General features: G+C 64.7%; 17 protein-coding genes. 15 read left to right on the top strand and 2 right to left on the bottom strand.

Features of this window, described 5'->3' with window-relative positions; translation table 11 throughout:
- Positions 1-2: 2 nt before the first annotated feature.
- The 15 genes from AC1DZ8_RS10780 to AC1DZ8_RS10710 all read left to right on the top strand — a co-directional run bounded on the left by AC1DZ8_RS10780 (position 3) and on the right by AC1DZ8_RS10710 (position 15,599).
- Positions 3-629: a hypothetical protein gene (locus AC1DZ8_RS10780; RefSeq protein ID WP_477303581.1), complete on the top strand. Its 627-nt coding sequence runs from the start codon at positions 3-5 to the stop codon at positions 627-629.
- Positions 626-2,020 (top strand): MotB family protein, encoded by a 1,395-nt coding sequence (locus AC1DZ8_RS10775; RefSeq protein ID WP_477303583.1) that lies wholly within the window; start codon positions 626-628, stop codon positions 2,018-2,020. Before AC1DZ8_RS10780 ends, AC1DZ8_RS10775 begins: the two co-directional genes overlap by 4 nt.
- A complete protein-coding gene (locus AC1DZ8_RS10770) occupies positions 2,017-3,435 on the top strand; it encodes a chemotaxis protein MotC (RefSeq protein WP_477303585.1) in 1,419 nt (472 codons plus the stop codon). The genes AC1DZ8_RS10775 and AC1DZ8_RS10770 overlap by 4 nt, the downstream gene beginning before the upstream one ends.
- Positions 3,432-4,829 carry a flagellar hook-length control protein FliK gene (fliK, locus tag AC1DZ8_RS10765; protein WP_477303587.1) on the top strand — a complete coding sequence of 466 codons (1,398 nt, stop codon included), beginning with the start codon at positions 3,432-3,434 and terminating at the stop codon, positions 4,827-4,829. Before AC1DZ8_RS10770 ends, fliK begins: the two co-directional genes overlap by 4 nt.
- A complete protein-coding gene (locus tag AC1DZ8_RS10760) occupies positions 4,762-5,349 on the top strand; it encodes a transglycosylase SLT domain-containing protein (RefSeq protein WP_477303892.1) in 588 nt (195 codons plus the stop codon). The genes fliK and AC1DZ8_RS10760 overlap by 68 nt, the downstream gene beginning before the upstream one ends.
- 221 nt (positions 5,350-5,570) lie before the next feature.
- A complete protein-coding gene (locus tag AC1DZ8_RS10755) occupies positions 5,571-6,239 on the top strand; it encodes a response regulator transcription factor (RefSeq protein WP_112559323.1) in 669 nt (222 codons plus the stop codon).
- A gap of 79 nt (positions 6,240-6,318) precedes the next feature.
- Positions 6,319-7,572: a flagellar hook protein FlgE gene (locus AC1DZ8_RS10750; RefSeq protein ID WP_477303589.1), complete on the top strand. Its 1,254-nt coding sequence runs from the start codon at positions 6,319-6,321 to the stop codon at positions 7,570-7,572.
- Between the two features lie 176 nt (positions 7,573-7,748).
- The gene (gene flgK / locus AC1DZ8_RS10745) at positions 7,749-9,203 is read left to right on the top strand and encodes a flagellar hook-associated protein FlgK (protein ID WP_477303591.1); all 1,455 of its coding nucleotides are present in this window, start codon (positions 7,749-7,751) and stop codon (positions 9,201-9,203) included.
- 3 nt (positions 9,204-9,206) lie between these two features.
- Positions 9,207-10,250, top strand: a complete 1,044-nt coding sequence (locus AC1DZ8_RS10740; RefSeq protein ID WP_477303593.1) for a flagellar hook-associated family protein — start codon at positions 9,207-9,209, stop codon at positions 10,248-10,250.
- A gap of 30 nt (positions 10,251-10,280) precedes the next feature.
- On the top strand, positions 10,281-10,628 hold the full coding sequence (flaF, locus tag AC1DZ8_RS10735; RefSeq protein WP_477288307.1) for a flagellar biosynthesis regulator FlaF: 348 nt from the start codon (positions 10,281-10,283) through the stop codon (positions 10,626-10,628).
- Positions 10,625-11,065, top strand: a complete 441-nt coding sequence (gene flbT / locus AC1DZ8_RS10730; RefSeq protein WP_477303597.1) for a flagellar biosynthesis repressor FlbT — start codon at positions 10,625-10,627, stop codon at positions 11,063-11,065. The genes flaF and flbT overlap by 4 nt, the downstream gene beginning before the upstream one ends.
- Entirely contained in the window at positions 11,065-11,472 is a 408-nt protein-coding gene (gene flgD, locus AC1DZ8_RS10725; protein WP_477288311.1) for a flagellar hook assembly protein FlgD, read from the top strand. Before flbT ends, flgD begins: the two co-directional genes overlap by 1 nt.
- A 27-nt stretch (positions 11,473-11,499) precedes the next feature.
- On the top strand, positions 11,500-11,766 hold the full coding sequence (gene fliQ, locus AC1DZ8_RS10720; protein WP_192254461.1) for a flagellar biosynthesis protein FliQ: 267 nt from the start codon (positions 11,500-11,502) through the stop codon (positions 11,764-11,766).
- A 71-nt stretch (positions 11,767-11,837) separates the two neighbouring features.
- Positions 11,838-13,706, top strand: coding sequence for an asparagine synthase (glutamine-hydrolyzing) (gene asnB, locus AC1DZ8_RS10715; RefSeq protein WP_477303600.1), 1,869 nt, complete (start codon positions 11,838-11,840; stop codon positions 13,704-13,706).
- 249 nt (positions 13,707-13,955) lie between these two features.
- Positions 13,956-15,599, top strand: coding sequence for an MFS transporter (locus AC1DZ8_RS10710; RefSeq protein ID WP_477303602.1), 1,644 nt, complete (start codon positions 13,956-13,958; stop codon positions 15,597-15,599).
- Between the two features lie 25 nt (positions 15,600-15,624).
- Here the strand turns inward: AC1DZ8_RS10710 and AC1DZ8_RS10705 are convergent, their stop codons facing one another.
- On the bottom strand, positions 15,625-15,993 hold the full coding sequence (locus AC1DZ8_RS10705; protein WP_477303604.1) for a cupin domain-containing protein: 369 nt from the start codon (positions 15,991-15,993) through the stop codon (positions 15,625-15,627).
- 97 nt (positions 15,994-16,090) lie between these two features.
- Positions 16,091-17,476 carry an NAD(P)/FAD-dependent oxidoreductase gene (locus AC1DZ8_RS10700; RefSeq protein WP_477303606.1) on the bottom strand — a complete coding sequence of 462 codons (1,386 nt, stop codon included), beginning with the start codon at positions 17,474-17,476 and terminating at the stop codon, positions 16,091-16,093.
- Between the last annotated feature and the right edge of the window lie 16 nt (positions 17,477-17,492).

The following is a 17,492-nucleotide window of genomic DNA, read 5'->3' as shown; positions in this document are numbered from 1 at the left end:
CCATGGTCTCGGCAGCGCTTTTCGACCTTTTGCCTGATTTCGGCGCGCGCACCCAGCGCGCCGGCCAGCCGCCGCTTGCGACCAAGGCCGAGCCAAGGCCGGAGACGCCAGCGCCGCAGGCCGACATCGGCGCGCTGATCGCCGAAGCGGTCGTCGATGCCGAGGCCGCCCTTGAGGCCCGCCTTGCCGTGGCTCACGAGGCTGCGCTCGAAGCAGAACGCCAAGCCAGCGCCGATGAAGCAAAGGCCTTTCTGGAAAGCTTCGGCGGCGATGTCGGCGTAGCCGTTGCTGCCCGTATCGACGCCATGGAGGCAAAGGTCAGCGAGCTTGTCGGCGCCACCGTTGCCCGCATCATTGGCGGCATCGTCAGCGACGACCTGCAGAAGCGTTCGCTGGAAGCGCTTGCCGGCACGATCCGCGAAGCCGTCGGCGACAGCGAGGCGGTGCGCATCGCCGTGCGCGGGCCGCTGTCACTGTTCGAGACGCTGAAGGCTTCGCTTGGGCCGCGCGCGACCAATCTCGATTTCGTCGAGGCGCCCGGCTTCGACCTCACCGTCGCCATCGACGAGGCGGTGTTTGAGACCCGCATCGCCGAATGGTCTTCCGCCTTGTCCGAGGCCCTGTCATGAGTGCCGCCGACGCCGCCGAACACCCGCACGAGATCATCATCGTGCGGCGCAGTCACGACGACCACGACGACGCCCACCATGGTGGCGTCTGGAAGATTGCCTTCGCCGATTTCATGACCGCCATGATGTGCTTCTTCCTCGTCATGTGGCTGATCAACGCCGCCAACGAGCAGACCAAGGCAGCCGTCGCCAGCTACTTCAACCCGGTCAAGCTCGTCGACCGCAACGCCAGCCGCAAGGGCCTGGAGGATCTCGGCAACGGTCCGAGCGCGGCCGGCCAATCGTCAAGCGACCCACAGGAAAAGACCAGCAAGAGCGGACAGGACGAGAGCGGCGCTTCCGGCACGTCGGACAGCAGCGCTTCGGCGGCTTCGGAAAAGGGCACAGCTAGCGCGCCAGCCGAAAAGCAGACGAAGGATCTGGAGCAAAAGACCGATCTTTCCGACGAGCATCTGTTTGCCGATCCCTATGCGGTGCTGTCGGAAATCGCCACCGACACCGGCGTCATGCAGAATGTCAGCGAAAAGGGCGATGGCGGCGCGCAGGCGTCCGGCCCGGCCACCGGCGCATCGGGCGGCCAATCCTATCGCGACCCGTTCGCGCCGGATTTCTGGTCGCAGCAGGTGGCGGCACCAGGCGCCGAAGCCACCGCCGAACGCAGCAAGATCGAAGGCGATCCTCTCAAGCCCGGCGACAAGGCCGCAAAGGAGCAAGTGGCTGAAGTGAAGGCCGTGCCGCCCGCGCCGCCGGTGGTCGATGCGCCACTGCAGCCGCTGGCGAAATCCGCATCCGACAAGCCGCTTACGAAGGCTGAAGCCAAGGCAGAGGCCAAGGCAGAAGCCGCAAAGGCGGAAATTGCAAAGGCTGACGCCGCCGAAGCACAACCCGCACCCAAGCCCGAAGCCGCGGAAAAGGCGCCGAGTGCCGCCGCCGTCCAGGCCGCGGCGCAGGTCAAGCAGGAACTGGCCGAGGCCTTCAAGCCAGGCGACAAATTGCACGACGGCGTCTCCGTCGAGGCAACCGACAAGGGCGTCGTCATCTCAATCACCGACCAGTTCGATTTCGGCATGTTCGAGATCGGCTCGGCAGTGCCCAGGCGTGAACTGGTGCTGGCGATGGAAAAGATCGGCCGCATCGTCAACGAACAGAAAGGCACGATCAGCATCAACGGCCACACCGATGCGCGGCCGTTCCGCAGCGACACCTATGACAATTGGCGGCTGTCCACGGCGCGCGCCCATTCCGCTTACTACATGCTGGTGCGCGGCGGCGTCGACGAGCGCCGCATCACCGAGGTCGCCGGTTTCGCCGACCGCGAGCCGAAAATTGCAGCCGACCCGATGGCGGCCGCCAACCGCCGCATCGAGATCCTGATGGCGACCGACGGATGAGAAGCGGCGCCATCATCGGCCGCGCCGTCGGCCTGCTGCTGCTGAGCGCTGTCCATGTGCCGGCGGCTTTGGCCGAGGAGGGCCTGCAGCCCTATCAGCTGGTGCGCTCGCTGCAGCTGGTGCAGGACCGCATCGCCGCCGGCGACCATGCCGCGCTGCCGATGCAGGCCAAGCTGCTCGAAATGACCGACACAAGGCTGCGCGCGGCGGGCGCGCAGGACTTCAGCGACCCGAAGAATTTTCGCGCCTTGCTGGTCTATGGCATGAGCGGCGGCAACCCCGTCACTGTCGAGGCGGCGGTGTCACGCGCCAAGACCGACCCGCAAAGCCTTGCCATCGCCAAGGGCATTGTCGACTATCTGAACGGCCGCCCGGCGGCCGCGATCGAGGCGCTGAAGCCGATCGACCCGATGACGCTGCCCACCGATCTCGGCGCTTTCCTGGCGCTGGTCAAAGGCTCACTGCTCGCCACCGAGCAACCGGCCGCAGCACTTGCCCTGCTCGACGACGCTCGCCTGCTCAGCCCCGGCACGTTGGTCGAGGAAGCAGCGCTGCGCCGCTCGGTCGGCATCGCCGCCGCGCAAGGCGACGGCGCGCGCTTCGCGCTTGCCTCGACCCAGTATGTCGAGGACTACCTCTATTCGCCCTATGCCAGCCAGTTTGCCGACGCCTTCGTGTCCGGCGTGATCACGCTGCACATGGCGATCAGCCAAGACAAGCTCGCCGACATCACCGCAATGATGGATCCCGAACGTGAGACGGTGATCTATCTGCGCATCGCCCGCCGCGCGGCGATCGACGGCTTCGCCGATCTCTCCGCTTTTGCCTCGGCCCGGGCCGAACAGGGTCGCGACGGCATCCACAATCAGGACGACCCGCGCGCCCAGCTCTATTCCAGCCTGTCCACGGTGACATCGGGCACCATCGACGAGGTCCGCGCCAAGCTCGCCAAGATCGATCGCAGCCAGCTTTCGCAAAGCGATCGCGACCTGCTCGATGCCGCGCAGGCCGTGGCCGGCGAAGTGATCGCGCCCCCGGCGCCGCTGCCTGCCGACAAGCCGGCGCCCGCCGCAGCCAAACAGGAACCGGTCAAGACCGCGGCTGCGGTAAACCCCGATGAGCCCGAGCTGCCGCCGGTCGAAGGCGCAATGCCGGAGCAGCCAGCAGCTGGCGGACCGGCCGCAACCGACCAGCCGAAGGCCCCAGGCGAGCCTGCCGCTCAGGCACAAAGCACGCCTCAGACAAAGGCGCCGCAAGCGCCTGCGGTCGCCACCGCCGGTGATGCGGCGCCTGTCGTGCCGGCATCGGCGCCCGCAGCCGGCGCCGAGCCCGCCGATCCCACCGACGCCGCCATGGCCAAGACGCGTCGCCAGCTCGATTTGATCGACCAGATGCTTGGAGCAGCCCCGAAATGACCACCAATGTTGGCCAGGCCCTGCCGGGATTTGCGCCCGTGCACGCTGGATCGAAGCAGTCGGCACCGAACGCCAAGGGTGACGACAAAAGCTTCGGTGAACTGGTGCGCGGCGAGGACAATCCGCCGACCCAGAAAGGCCAAGGTGCAACTGAGGCCGCGCCGCACGAGCCACGCTGGACCCGACGCAGCGCGGCCGGTCCCATCAAGGGCGAGACTGCACACGCAGAGACGGGCAAGACGGCCTCCAAACCGGTTGTCGGGAAAGCTGCAAAAGACCCTGTCGACGGCGATCCGGACAAGACATCCGCTGACGCTGAAGCCGATGGAGAAGAGGCGGGCACGGCACCGCTGCAGGATCATCTGCCATTGCTGATAGCGTTGCATGATATCAGCCGTTTCTCGGCGGCCAGGGCGAGCGGGAACGGGCCCGCCGCGAACGAACAGAGTGAACAACCGGCACTCGACGGCGACACCGTTCCTGCGCAGACGCCGCCTCTGTCGTTGAAGAAATTCCGCGCGGCATCCGGCCCCGACAACAGCCTCGAAACGACGCCACGGCCCGAGCGGGCCAAGGCCGGCGCTGACATTTCCGAACAGGATCAGGGGCAAAAGCTGGCCACGATCGGACCCCAGTCCGACAAGCCGCCGCACCAGGATGGCGCGACGCCAACCCTGCCGGCGGACGGGCCGGCTAGCGACGGTTCAGCCCCCAATGCAAAGCGGTCTGCGCCGTCAATGAAGGCCGTCGATGGAGCCCATCCCGCTGCATCGTCCACACCCGAAAAACAGGCGCCGTCCGCCGGGCGCGTCGACATTGTCACCGAGCAGAGTTTCCCGGCGCCGGCGCAAAGCCCAATGAACCAGACGACGTCAGCTCTGGTCGACGCACTCGCTTCGGAAAACGGCCTGCGGCAAGCGGTTTCGACGCCGTCGACAAGCGCCCAGACTGCCGGCTCTGTTGCCGTTCCGACACATATATTGAAGATCGAGCTTCACCCGGCCGAGCTCGGCATGGTCACGGCCAGTCTCAGGCTCGCCGGGGAACAACTTTCGATAGAATTGAAGCCGGAAACGCATGAGGCTTATCGCCGTCTCGCCACCGACAGCGACGCCATTGTGAAGTCGTTGCGCGGGCTCGGTTTCGATGTCGACAAGGTCACCATCCTGCAACCCTCGATAGCAGTCCACGCGCCGGCGCGCAGCGATGCGGCGAACTCCCAGCCGATGCCGCAAGGCCGCGATCAGTCAGCTTTTCAGCCCGGTAACTCGAGCGGCAACAATGCGGGTTCGGGCGGCCAGCAGTCGGGAAGAAACCGCAATGACGATGCACAGGAATTCGGCCGCCCTGCAGCGCCTGTTCGCGAGCGTGCTGGCGACGATATGTTTATCTAGCCTCGGCATTGGCCCGGCCAACGCCGCTACCAACCCTTGCGAGCCCGAGATCCTGCGCGCCGCCGATCGCTATGGCGTGCCGGCCGGCATCCTGTATGCCGTCGGACTGACCGAGACCGGAAAGAAGGGCAGTCTGCAGCCTAATGCCTTGAATATAGAAGGAAAAGCTGTTTTTCCGAAGAGCCGCACCGAGGCTTTGGCGACCTTCGAAGCGGCCCGGCGCGAGGGCAAGACGCTCATCGATCTCGGCTGCATGCAGATCAACCATCACTATCACGCATCGCATTTTCGCAGCGTCGACGACATGCTCGACCCGCGCCAGAATGTCGACTATGCGGCGCGCTTCCTGGCCAGCCTGCATGCCCGTCACGTCAGTTGGTCGATGGCGGTCGCCCGCTACCACGCCGGCCCCAACAACGATCCCGCGCAGAAATTCTACGTCTGCCGCGTCATTGCCAACATGGTCGCCACCGGCTTCGGCAAATGGACGCCGAACGCCCGCACCTTCTGCAACCCATAGACGCATCCGCCCTTGTAGATGTGCCCAAGCCGCGAGCCTGCCAATGCCCCGGCACGTCACCGGTATCGGCAACCAACGATGCAACCCTGTGACTGCTGTTATTTCGAAAGCCGAAATAACTCCCAAGAAAATAGCTACAAGAAATGATGGTTGTTCAGGATTCCCGCCACCGGTTACGCCTCTTCCCACGGGGCAGATGATCTGATTCGGAGGCGGGGCCGATGATTGTAATCGTTGACGAGCGTGAGCTCGTAACTGAGGGGTATAACTCACTTTTCGATCGCGAGGGGGTCGCCTGCGCGGGCTTCGCGCCTGGCGAATTCGGCGAGTGGGTGACATCGGCCGCCGACACCGATTTGAAGTCGGTCCGTGCCTTCCTCATCGGCGACTGCCGCGAAGGCGCCATCTCGCCACGCCAGATCCGCGACCGCACCGGCGCTCCGGTCATTGCGCTCAGCGAACAGCACTCGCTTGAAAACACCCTGCGGCTGTTCGAGAGCGGCGTCGACGACGTCATCCGCAAGCCGGTCCACATCCGCGAGATCCTGGCCCGCATCACCGCCATCCGCCGCCGCGCCCATGAGGACGTCAGCTACACCGAGATCGGCGCCATGCGCATCTTCATGGACGGTCGCGATCCCGAGATCGATGGCCAGCCGCTGCCTCTGCCGCGCCGCGAGCGCCGCATCCTCGAATATCTGGCGAGCAACCGCGGACGCCGCGTCACCAAGACCCAGGTCTTCAACGCCATCTACGGCATCTTCGACGAAGAGGTCGAGGAAAACGTCGTCGAGAGTCACATCTCCAAACTGCGCAAGAAATTGCGCGAAAAGCTTGGCCAGGACCCGATCGATTCCAAGCGCTTCCTCGGCTACCGGCTGGTGTTCTGATGGCGGTCTGCGCCAGCCTCGCGCAAGACAGAAATTATACCCTCGCGACCACAGACATGGGCATTGAGGAGACGTTTCGATGAGCCTTTACGGAATGATGCGGACCGGCGTTTCCGGGATGAACGCACAGGCCAACCGCCTGTCGACGACAGCCGACAACATCGCCAATTCCGACACCACCGGCTACAAGCGATCCTCGGCCGAGTTTTCGACGCTGATCATGCCGCAGGTCGGCGGCGCCTATAACTCCGGCGGCGTCAACACCAGCATCCGCTCGGCAATCAGCGCCCAGGGCGTGCTTCAGTACACGACCTCGGTCTCGGACCTGGCAGTCAACGGCAACGGCTTCTTCGTTGTCCAGGACCCCAGCGGAACGCCTTTCCTCACCCGCGCCGGCGCTTTCGTCCCCGACGCCCAGGGCCGGCTGGTCAACGCCGCCGGCTACCAGCTTATGGCCTACAGCTACGCCAACGGCACACCTGCTGCCACCGCCAACGGCTTCGAAGGCCTGGTGCCGGTCGAGATTTCCGACCAGGAAATGACGGCGACGCCCAGCACCACGGGCAACTTCAACGCCAATCTGCCGGCCGGCGCCACCCCGCCCGCCGGTCCGCTGCCGTCTACCAACAGCCCGACGGCGGAGTACACGTCGAAATCCTCGATCGTCACCTACGACAATCTCGGCAACAAGAAGCTGCTCGACGTCTATTTCACCAATACCGGCACCGGCACCTGGTCGGTTTCGGTGTTCGACCAGTCCAAGGCGACGCCCGGCACGTCATTCCCCTACACGGGCGGTGCGCTGGCCTCGGCCAACCTGACATTCGACACCACCACCGGTAAAATCACCGGCGCCGTCGACTCGATTACGATCCCCGTACCCGGCGGCGCGTCGCTCGATCTCGATCTGTCCAAGCTGACCCAGCTCGGCACCGGCTTCACCGTCTCCGAAGCGAAGGTCAACGGCAACGCCCCCAGCACGATCGAAAAGATCCAGATCGGCGAAGACGGCGTCATCTACGCCCAGTATCAGGACGGCTCGACCAAGCCACTGTTCAAGATCCCGCTGGCCGACGTCCAGAGCGCCGACAACCTCACCGCACTGCCCGGCAATGTCTATGCGCAATCCACCGACTCCGGCACCGTGCGCATCGGCTTTGCCAATGAAGGCAAGCTCGGCAGCATCATCTCCGGCGCGCTCGAAAACTCCAACGTCGATATCGCCGAAGAACTGACCAACATGATCGCGGCGCAGCGCAGCTACACCGCAAACTCGAAAGTATTCCAGACCGGTTCCGACCTCATGGACGTCCTTGTCAACCTGAAGAGATAAACGACGGGCGCTAGTGGGATGAACCCAAACCAGAGCGGCGCGGTGCGCGGAGTTCGAATTCAAGGCCACACCGGCAAACCGGCTGGTGTGGTTTGGACTTGGAGGTTTCCGAATGCTGACGCCGCCAACAGGGCAGAAACGTCATCCCCCTCCCACTGGCCTCGTGAAAGACCCGCATGTCGCTGACTTCCGCATTGACCATAGCCCAACAGTCGCTTCAGACCACGTCGAAGCAGACCAGCGTCCTTTCCCGTAACATTGCCGACGCTAGCAATCCCGACTACGCCCGCCGCACGGCGGTCGTCGTCAGCAGCGCGCCCGGCGCCCGCTCGGTGGAAATCCAGCGCGCCGCCAACGCCCTGCTGTTTCGCCAGAACCTCAGCGCGCAATCGGCCTGGAGCGGCCAGAGCACGCTTTACAGCGGCATTGACCGCCTCGCCGTTGCCGTCAACGGCGTCGACAACGCCTCCTCTGCCTCGACCGCGATCGGCAACCTGCAAAACGCACTGCAGCTTTACGCCGCCACGCCATCCAACCAGAACCTCGGCTCCAGCGTCATCGACGCGGCCCAGCAGGTGGTACGCGCGCTGAACGACGGCACCAACGCGATCCAGGATTTCCGCACTCAGGCCGATGGCGAGATATCAACGGCCGTCGACGATCTCAAATCGCTGCTCAGCCAGTTCCAGGACGCCAACAAGGCAGTCATCTCCGCAACCCGCTCGGGAACGGACGCGTCCGACGCGCTCGACCAGCGCGACGCCCTGTTGAAGAAGATCGCCGACTATGTGCCGGTGTCAACCTTCACGCGTGGCGACAACGATATGGTCATCACCACCAAGGACGGCACGACGCTGTTCGAGACCATTCCGCGCTCGGTGAGCTTCACGCCGTCGGCGGGCTACACCGCCGGCACGCCCGGCAACACCATCTATATCGACAATGTGCCGGTCAGCGCCGGCACCGGCGGCAACGCCAGCGCCGACGGCAAGCTGGCCGGGCTGATCACCTTGCGCGACGGCGTTGCAGCGACCATGCAGAGCCAGCTCGACGAAGTCGCGCGCGGCCTCATCACCGCCTTTGCCGAGACAGCACCCGCGCAGCCCGACCGAACCGGTCTGTTCACCTGGTCTGGCGCGCCCGCCATTCCGGCCGCCGGCACGCTGATCGACGGCCTTGCCGGCTCGATCAAAGTCAACGCCGCAATGGATCCGAGCGTCGGCGGCAATCCGGTGCTGCTGCGCGACGGCGGCGCCAATGGCGCCGCCTATATCGCCAACACCGCCGGCAATGCCTCCTATTCGCAGCTTTTGATCGGCTATGGCGACAAGCTCGACAAGCCGATGCCTTTCGACGCTTCGGCCGGCATCACCGTCACCTCCAGCGTCTCCGACTACGCCGCCAACGCCATTGGCTGGTTCGAAGGCCAGCGCCAGCAGGCCTCGACCAACGCCGACGCCAAGGAAGCGCTGGCATCGCGCACCGCCGAGGCGCTCTCCAACGACACCGGCGTCAATGTCGACCAGGAGATGTCGCTGCTGCTCGACCTCGAACACACCTATCAGGCCTCGGCGCGCATGATGAAAACCGTCGACGACATGCTGTCGTCCCTGCTCGATGCTGTGGGATAAGCCATGAAAGCCACATCCGTCTCCTCAGCCGCCCTCTCCAACGCCGCGCGCTATCAGCAGATGCGCATGCAGGCCGAACTGGTCAAAGCCACCAAGGAATCGACGACCGGCACCGTCGCCGATGTCGGCCTGGCGCTCGGCGCGCGCACCTCGCAGGCGGTGACCTTCTCGCGCGATCTCGACCGGTTGAACGTCATCATCGATTCCAATTCGCTGGTCACCGCCCGGCTGTCCTCGACACAGAGTGCGCTTGGCCAGCTTTCCGACACGGCACAGAATTTGCTGACCGCGCTGACCGCCGCCGGCAATTCCTCGAGCACCATCACACAGCAAGCCGGCAAGGCCGCCGTGCAGCAGATGACCTCGATCCTCAACGCCAGCGTCAACGGCGAATATCTGTTTGCCGGCACCAACACCGACGTCAAGCCGATCGACGATTTCACCGCCGCCGGCTCACCGGCTAAGGCGGCATTCGACGCTTCCTTCGCCTCCTATTTCGGCTTCACGCAGACCGATCCGCTCGCCGCCAACATCACCGCCGCCCAGATGGACAGCTTCATCACCAGCAATGTCGTGCCGCAGTTCATGGGCGCAGGCTGGCAGGCCAACTGGTCGAATGCCACCGACCAGCAGATCGTCAGCCGCATTTCGCTCGGCGAAACCACCCAGACCTCGGCCAGCGCCAATGACGACAGCATCCGCAAACTCGCCATGGCTTCCGCCATGGTCACCAGCCTGCTCTCCGGCAACATCAGCCAGGCCGCGAAGACCACCGTTGTCGGCCGCGCCCAGGCGATGGTCGGCGAGGCCTTGGGCGGGCTCGGCCAGCTGCAGGCCGAGACCGGCCTTGCCGAAAAGCGCGTGTCCGACGCCAGCGACCGCATGAAGACGCAGGTCGACCTCTTCGAACGCCATATCCTCGATCTGGAAGGCGTCGATCCGGCCGAAGCCGCCACCCGCGTCGCGGATCTGACGCAGCATATCGAGACGTCCTTCGCGCTGACCGCGCGCCTGCAGCAGATGAGCCTGCTGAACTACCTGACCTGACAATCTCAACCGCAACGGTAGAGCCAAACGATGTACCAATTCTCCTACGCCGACATCCAGACCGACTCCGTCACCGACGCGAAGGATCGCGAGCGGCAGCTTTTGACCCGCTCGATCGAAATGCTGTCGGCGGCGGCGGCCGTCGGCCACACTTCGATGGAAGCGATCGAGGCGCTGCACTTTACCAACCGGGTCTGGACCACTTTCGTCGAGGATCTCGGCTCCAGCGACAATGTCCTGCCCAAGGAGTTGCGCGCCAACCTCATCTCCATCGGCCTGTGGCTGCTGCGCGAGGCCGAGGACATCCGCCAGGGCCGCACCAACAATTTCGAGGGCCTGATCGAAGTGTCCCAGATCATCCGGGACGGCATTCAATGACCAACACGCTGAAGATATCGCTGAAGCCGAACGAGAAGATCTACATCAACGGCGCCGTCATCCGCGTCGACCGCAAGGTCACCGTCGAGCTGATGAACGACGTGCAGTTCCTGCTCGAGAACCATGTCATCCAGGCCGAAGAGGCCTCGACACCTCTCAAGCAGCTCTACTTCATCCTGCAGGTCATGCTGATGAACCCCGCCGGCGCCATCGAGGCGCGCGCCATGTTCCGCCGCTCGCTGCCTCTGCTGTTGGCAAGCTTCGAGGACGAGCAGATCAGCAGCGCGCTGAAGCAGATCGACCGCATGGTCGGCGAAGACCATATCTATGAAGCGCTGAAGGCGATCCGTGCGCTTTATCCGCTCGAACGCCGCGCACTTGGCGGCAATGACGATGTTCAGGGCGCGCAGCGCCCGCTGGCCGTGGGAGCACACTGATGAATGTAGACATGACGACACAGATCCCGGCTGGCGCCAACCAGGGCACCCAGCAGACGTCGAAGACAGCGGTCGACTACCAGTCGTTCCTGAAGCTGCTGATCGCCGAGATGAAAAACCAGGACCCGACGAAACCGATGGATTCGACACAGTATGTCGCCCAGCTCGCCACCTTCTCGCAGGTCGAGCAATCGGTGCAGACCAACACCAAGCTCGACCAGATCATGCAGTCCTCGGCGCTGTCGCAGGCGGACGCCCTGATCGGCCGCTCGATCACCTCGGCCGACGGCAAGACGACCGGCGTCGTGGCCTCCGTCAAGCTTGCCAGCAACGGCCTGATCGCGGTACTTCAGAACGGCACCGAAGTGCCGGTCGGCGCGGGCGTTTCGATAAAGCCGGCCAGCTAGGCCCGGGTTCCGTAGAGGCGCACTCACATGAACGAGGCCGACGCTCTCGACATCGTCCAGTACGCGGTGTGGACGGTGCTCGTCGCCTCCGCGCCGGTGGTGCTGGTGGCCATGGCGGTCGGCATCGGCATCGCGCTGATCCAGGCCCTGACCCAGATCCAGGAAATCACCCTGACCTTCGTGCCCAAGATCGTCGCCATCATGCTGGTCGTGGCGCTGACCGGCCCATTCATCGGCAGCCAGATCTCGGCCTTTACCAACGTCATCTTCGAGCGCATCGAAAACGGGTTCTGAGCACCGCTTGCGGCCTGCCTCGTTCCAGCTAAATTGCGAGTCATGACCCAGGCAACAGCGACCGGCAGGCCATGTGCGGAATAGCCGGCGTCTGGCGTAAGCGAAACCCGATCGACGCCAATGACCTGTCGGATGTGATCCGCATGATGCAGGCGCTGGTGCATCGCGGCCCCGACGATCATGACAGCTGGAGCAACAACCGGCTGGCCCTCGGACACCGCCGGCTGACCATCATCGACCCCTCGCCCGCCGCCCGCGAACCCATGCTGACCGCATCGGGCCAGGGCGTGCTCGTCTACAATGGCGAGGTCTACAATTACCGCTCGCTGCGCGAAACACTACAGGCGCAAGGCTTGGTCTTTCGAACCGTCAGCGACACCGAAGTGGTGCTCGAAGCCCTGCATCACTGGGGCCCCGAAAAGGCCGTGCCGCTGTTCGACGGCATGTTTTCCTTCGCCTATTTCGACGCCCGCAACGGTACGCTGTGGCTTGCCCGCGATCGCCTCGGCATCAAGCCAATGTCGGTGGCGGAGATGCCAGATCGGATCCTGTTTGCCTCGGAGGACAAGGCACTCCTCGCCTGCGACGGTTTTGTGCGCGACATCGACAGCCGCGAGATGACCTTGCGGCTGGCCTGGCAGAGCCGCGATTCCAGCTACAGCCTGTTCGACCGCATCGAGCGCCTGCCGCCTGCCGGCCTGTGGAAGATCACCGACAGCGGCATCGAAAAGCGCCGCTTCTGGCACGTGCTGGACGTGCTGGAGACCGCGCGCATCACTGGCGACGTTGCCTCCGATGCCGAGCACACGGCGACGCTCGAGGCGCTGCTCAAGGACAGCGTCGGGCTTCACTGCATCGCCGATACCGGCGTCGCCACGGCCTGCAGCAGCGGCGTCGATTCAGGCCTGATAACGGCGCTGGCAAAGCGGTTCAGGCCGGAAGTCCATGGCTATGTCGTCGACCCCCGGCTCGGCCGCAGCGAGGCCGAAGACGCCGAACGCACCGGCCGCCATGTCGGTGTGCCCTTGCGCCGGGTGCCGGTCGACAGGGACCGGTTTTTCGAACTTTGGCCAAGGGTGATCTGGCATCTGGAAAGCGACGGCTGGCACGCCAGCCATGTCGGGCTGCTGGCGCTTGCCGAACAATGCCGGGCCGATGGCATCAAGGTGCTGCTGACCGGTGAAGGCGCCGACGAATTGTTTGGCGGTTACGCTCTACAGGCCCTGAGCATGAGGAAGTGGCGTTCCTGGTCGTGGCCCCGGCGTCTGTTGCATTCGAAGCGCTCGCTCGACCGGAAATTCGAACATCTGCGCCATGCCCCTTATAAGGTCTCGGCTGGCGGCCAATCGCAAATGGATCGCAGCATGGTCCTGCGCGCCCTGTCGCCGGAACTGAACTTCCTCCAGACCGAGATTTTCGACCGGCTGCAGCCGGTAGCGCCGCCCGCCGATCGTGCCTTCCTCGGACATTGCCTCTATGACCTTTATTCGCATCTGCAGGACATCCTCAACCGGCACGACCGGCTGAGCATGGCGGCGTCCGTCGAGCTCAGGGTCCCGTTCCTGGAGAACCGGTTGATCGACTTCGCGATCCATTTGCCGAGACGGCACAAACACCGCGACAAGACAGGAAAATGGCTTTTGCGGAAGGTCGCTGAAAAGCATATTCCGCGTCAGAACGTCCGGGCGCGCAAGATCGGCTTCGAGATATCGTCCGAATTTTCGGCCGGAACCGAGACTTTGCTGCGCGGCGGTTTCCTGCGCGATGCCATGAAGTGGCCCACAGCCAGCTTGGAGAACATGATCCAGCTGGCGCGGCGCGAGGAACCGTCCAGACTGCGGCTTGTCGGCATGGAGCTTTTCCTGCGCCTTCACGCCGGCGGCGAGACGACCGGCCGGCTCACCGAAGCCCTGCATGCCGCCGCCCGGGACAAAAGCTGACTTTGCCCAGCCGATAGCCCGGGGCCGATACCCTCCGCCGATACCCCGGCGCGGTGGACCAACGAGAACACCGCCCCTGGGTGGCGAACCCTTGCCGGCTGACGTATTTTCGCCTTGCTACCCTGTTGTTGGACCATGATCTTTCTCAAAGAGGCGTTCGCCCTTTTGGATGTCGTGCTCTATTTCAAACGGATGCCATGATTGTCGTCCCGGCGGACGAAACCAGCGCATGAAGGTGGGACAGGTCTGATGATCGATGACGAGCCGGACAGCGAACGCGTCTCGGCGCTGGCGCCGTTCCGGCATGGTATTTTTCGCGCCGTCTGGTCGGCCAGCCTGGTGTCGAATTTCGGTGGCCTGATCCAGGGCGTCGGCGCCGCCTGGATGATGACCACCATCGCCACCTCGCCCTACCAGGTGGCGCTGGTCCAGGCCTCGACCACGCTGCCGATCATGCTGTTTGCGCTCGTCGCCGGCGCTATCGCCGACAGCTTCAACCGGCGCAAGGTGATGCTGATCGCGCAGGTCTTCATGCTGGTCATCTCGGCGCTTTTGACGCTGTTCACCTGGAACGGCTGGATGACGCCGTGGACGCTGCTTGCCTTCACCTTCCTGATCGACAGCGGCACGGCGCTCAACAACCCGTCCTGGCAGGCGTCGGTCGGCGACATGGTGCCGCGCAACAAGCTGCCGGCGGCTGTTGCGCTGAATTCCCTCGGCTTCAACCTGACCCGCAGCGTCGGCCCGGCGATCGGCGGCATCATCGTTGCCGCCGCCGGTGCGGCCGCGGCGTTTGCCGCCAATGCGCTGAGCTATATCGGCCTCATCATCGTGCTCTTCCGCTGGAAGCCGGAGCTGCCGGTCTCGACCCTGCCGCGCGAGACGCTGGGCGCCGCGATGGGCGCCGGCCTGCGCTATGTCGCCATGTCGCCCAACATCGGCAAGGTGCTGGTCAGGGGCTCGGCCTTCGGCTTCAGCGCGGGTGCTGTGCTGGCGCTGCTGCCGCTGGTGGCGCGCGACGTCGTCAAGGGCGATGCCTTGACCTATGGCATCATGCTCGGCGCCTTCGGCATCGGCGCCGTTGGCGGTGCGCTGATCAGCGTGCGTCTCAGACAATTGCTGTCCAGCGAGACGATGGTGCGCATGGCCTTCGGCGGCTTCGCCGTCTGCGCCTTCAACGCCGCCATCAGCCACAATGCCTGGCAGACATCGGCGGGCCTGCTCATAGGCGGCGCTTGCTGGGTGATCGCGCTGTCGCATTTCAACGTCACCGTGCAGATGTCGACGCCGCGCTGGGTCGTCGGCCGGGTGCTTTCGGTCTACCAGACGGCGACCTTCGGCGGCATTGCGCTGGGCAGCTGGATCTGGGGCGTCGTTGCCGATGCGCATGGTGCCGAAACCGCGCTGATTGCAGCCGCCATCGCGATGCTTGTCGGCGGCGCCATCGGCCTGCTCCTGGCCTTGCCGCAGCAGGCCGCGCTCAACCTCGATCCGCTCAACCGCTTCAAGGAGCCGCATCTCGGCCTTGACCTCAAGCCGCGCAGCGGCCCGATCGCCATCATGATCGAGTATGTCATTCGCGACGAGGACGTCCCCGAATTCCTCGCCACCATGGCCGAGCGCGGGCGCATCCGCCGCCGCGACGGCGCCCGCAACTGGACGCTCGCGCGGGATCTGGAAAACCCATCCGTGTGGATCGAGCACTACCACACGCCGACCTGGCTGGAATACATCCGCCACAACCGGCGCGCCACTCATGCCGACGCCGTCGTCACCGAGCGGGTGCGGGCGCTGCACAGCGGCGACGAACCGCCGCGCGTGCGCCGCCTGATCGAGCGCCCGACGACCGCCGGCACCGCGCTGGTATCGCCGAAGGGCCCGATCGACCACTGATTTCGTCTGAACCGGTCCGCGCCTCTCAGCCCACGCTCTGGATCATGTAGAGCTTGCGGGTCGTCTCGCGTATCCGCCACTCGCCCTTCCAGCCCTGCGGCAGGACCAGCAGGTCACCTGGACCGAGTTCGCGCACCTCGCCATCGATGCGGCTCAGTTCCACGCGTCCTGAAATGATGTGGCAGATCTCCGACGAATCCGAACGATCGGCGGTGAAGCGGCCGGGCGTGCATTCCCAGATGCCGATATCGACGCTGCCGTCCGGTGACTGGAAGAACGAGCGGACGGCCTCGACCTGATCGCCTTCGAGGGAGGTCGGCTTGGGCGAGAACGCGCCGATCTCGGCATTGGCGAGATCGTGGAAGGTCGAAAGGTCGATCAAGTCTGGCTCCATGCAATGAGCAATTCCAGGAAAAGTGTGCAGCGGTTTTCCGTCCGGAATTGCGTGAAAACAAAACAAACTAGAGTGGTTCGGCAAACGCCGAGCCGCTCTAGTGGCCTGTGAGGCTGTCGGCAATGGCCGCCAGCTTCGAGGTGTGCGCAAGCCCTGCGGCCTCGCGACGATCGGCAATGCTGTAGAGCTGGTACATCGAATGCACGCCTAACCACCGGAAGGGCTCCGGCTCCCACGGCCTGACCTTGCGGTTGACCCAGGGCAGCTGCGTCAGCTCGGTGTTTTGGCCGAGAACAAGGTCGGCAAGCGTGCGCCCAGAAAGGTTGGAGCTCGACACGCCGAGCCCGACATAGCCGCCGGCCCAGCCGATGCGGGTTGCGGGATCGAGGCCGACCGTGGTGCACCAGTCGCGCGGCACGCCGAGCACACCGCACCAAGCATGGTCGATACGGCAGCCCTTGGTCTGCGGCAAGAGCGTCGTCAGGATCGTGTGCAGCTGGTCGATCGTGGCCTGCTGCGTCTGGCCGTTGACGTCGGTGCGCGAGCCGTAGCGATAGGGCACGCCGCGCCCGCCCATGGTGATGCGCCCTTCGCGCGTGCGCTGCGCATAGCAATAGGCGTGCGCCGCATTGCCGAGCAGTTCATGCCCTTCCCAGCCAATGTCGCGCCACAGTTCCGGCGGCAGCGGCTCGGTCACGATCTGCGCGCTGTTGAGCGCCAGCCAGGTCCGCTCCTCGCCGGGGATGCCGGCGGTGAATCCTTCGGTCGCGCGGATGATCGTCTCTGCCCTGACCGTGCCGCGGTCCGTCGTCACGCTGCCCTTGGCGATGCTGGTCACCGTCGTCTTCTCGTAGATTGGCACACCCAGCCGCTCGACGGCATCGGCCAGCCCGCGCACCAGCTTGGCCGGCTGCACCCGCGCCTGGCCATGGACGACGAAGCCGCCCATGACATTCCTGATGTTGATGCGCGCGCGGGTTTCGGCAGCGTCCAGCATCTCGACGCGGTTCGGATCGACATCCCACGAGCGGATCGTCTCGCACTCCTCGCGCACGCGCTCGAGCTGTGCCGGATTGGTCGCCACCGTCAGATTGTCGACGCGGCGAATGTCGGCGTCGATGCCTTCCTCGGCAGCCACCCGGATCACCTCATCCACGGTACCCGCCATCGCTGCCTGCATCGCCATCACGCCTTGCCGGCTCGATGCCTTGAGATATTTTTCGCGCGACCAGCTGAAGCCGCCCGACAGCCAGCCGCCATTGCGGCCCGAAGCGCCGAAGCCGGCAAATTCGCGCTCGACGATGACGACGCGCAGCGATGGCCTCGCCTTCTTCAGATAGTAGGCGGTCCACAGGCCGGTATAGCCTGCGCCGACGATTGCGACGTCGGTTTCGATCTCTCCGGGCAAGGACGGCCGTGGCGCCGGAACTGCCCCCAGATCCGCATACCAGAACGATATGTCGCCGTTGCGCTTGGCTTGCATGGAATGACTTTCAGAC

This window comes from Mesorhizobium sp. P2_F7 (genome assembly GCF_056403695.1).
This window is presented reverse-complemented; position numbering and strand designations above follow the sequence as displayed.

Excerpts from the sequence above, each read along its gene's own strand:
- AC1DZ8_RS10780 (WP_477303581.1), top strand. The coding sequence starts at position 3 with ATGGTCTCGGCAGCGCTTTTCGACCTTTTGCCTGATTTCGGCGCGCGC.
- AC1DZ8_RS10775 (WP_477303583.1), top strand. The coding sequence starts at position 626 with ATGAGTGCCGCCGACGCCGCCGAACACCCGCACGAGATCATCATCGTG.
- AC1DZ8_RS10770 (WP_477303585.1), top strand. The coding sequence starts at position 2,017 with ATGAGAAGCGGCGCCATCATCGGCCGCGCCGTCGGCCTGCTGCTGCTG.
- fliK (WP_477303587.1), top strand. The coding sequence starts at position 3,432 with ATGACCACCAATGTTGGCCAGGCCCTGCCGGGATTTGCGCCCGTGCAC.
- AC1DZ8_RS10760 (WP_477303892.1), top strand. The coding sequence starts at position 4,762 with ATGCACAGGAATTCGGCCGCCCTGCAGCGCCTGTTCGCGAGCGTGCTG.
- AC1DZ8_RS10755 (WP_112559323.1), top strand. The coding sequence starts at position 5,571 with ATGATTGTAATCGTTGACGAGCGTGAGCTCGTAACTGAGGGGTATAAC.
- AC1DZ8_RS10750 (WP_477303589.1), top strand. The coding sequence starts at position 6,319 with ATGAGCCTTTACGGAATGATGCGGACCGGCGTTTCCGGGATGAACGCA.
- flgK (WP_477303591.1), top strand. The coding sequence starts at position 7,749 with ATGTCGCTGACTTCCGCATTGACCATAGCCCAACAGTCGCTTCAGACC.
- AC1DZ8_RS10740 (WP_477303593.1), top strand. The coding sequence starts at position 9,207 with ATGAAAGCCACATCCGTCTCCTCAGCCGCCCTCTCCAACGCCGCGCGC.
- flaF (WP_477288307.1), top strand. The coding sequence starts at position 10,281 with ATGTACCAATTCTCCTACGCCGACATCCAGACCGACTCCGTCACCGAC.
- flbT (WP_477303597.1), top strand. The coding sequence starts at position 10,625 with ATGACCAACACGCTGAAGATATCGCTGAAGCCGAACGAGAAGATCTAC.
- flgD (WP_477288311.1), top strand. The coding sequence starts at position 11,065 with ATGAATGTAGACATGACGACACAGATCCCGGCTGGCGCCAACCAGGGC.
- fliQ (WP_192254461.1), top strand. The coding sequence starts at position 11,500 with ATGAACGAGGCCGACGCTCTCGACATCGTCCAGTACGCGGTGTGGACG.
- asnB (WP_477303600.1), top strand. The coding sequence starts at position 11,838 with ATGTGCGGAATAGCCGGCGTCTGGCGTAAGCGAAACCCGATCGACGCC.
- AC1DZ8_RS10710 (WP_477303602.1), top strand. The coding sequence starts at position 13,956 with ATGATCGATGACGAGCCGGACAGCGAACGCGTCTCGGCGCTGGCGCCG.
- AC1DZ8_RS10705 (WP_477303604.1), bottom strand. The coding sequence starts at position 15,993 with ATGGAGCCAGACTTGATCGACCTTTCGACCTTCCACGATCTCGCCAAT.
- AC1DZ8_RS10700 (WP_477303606.1), bottom strand. The coding sequence starts at position 17,476 with ATGCAAGCCAAGCGCAACGGCGACATATCGTTCTGGTATGCGGATCTG.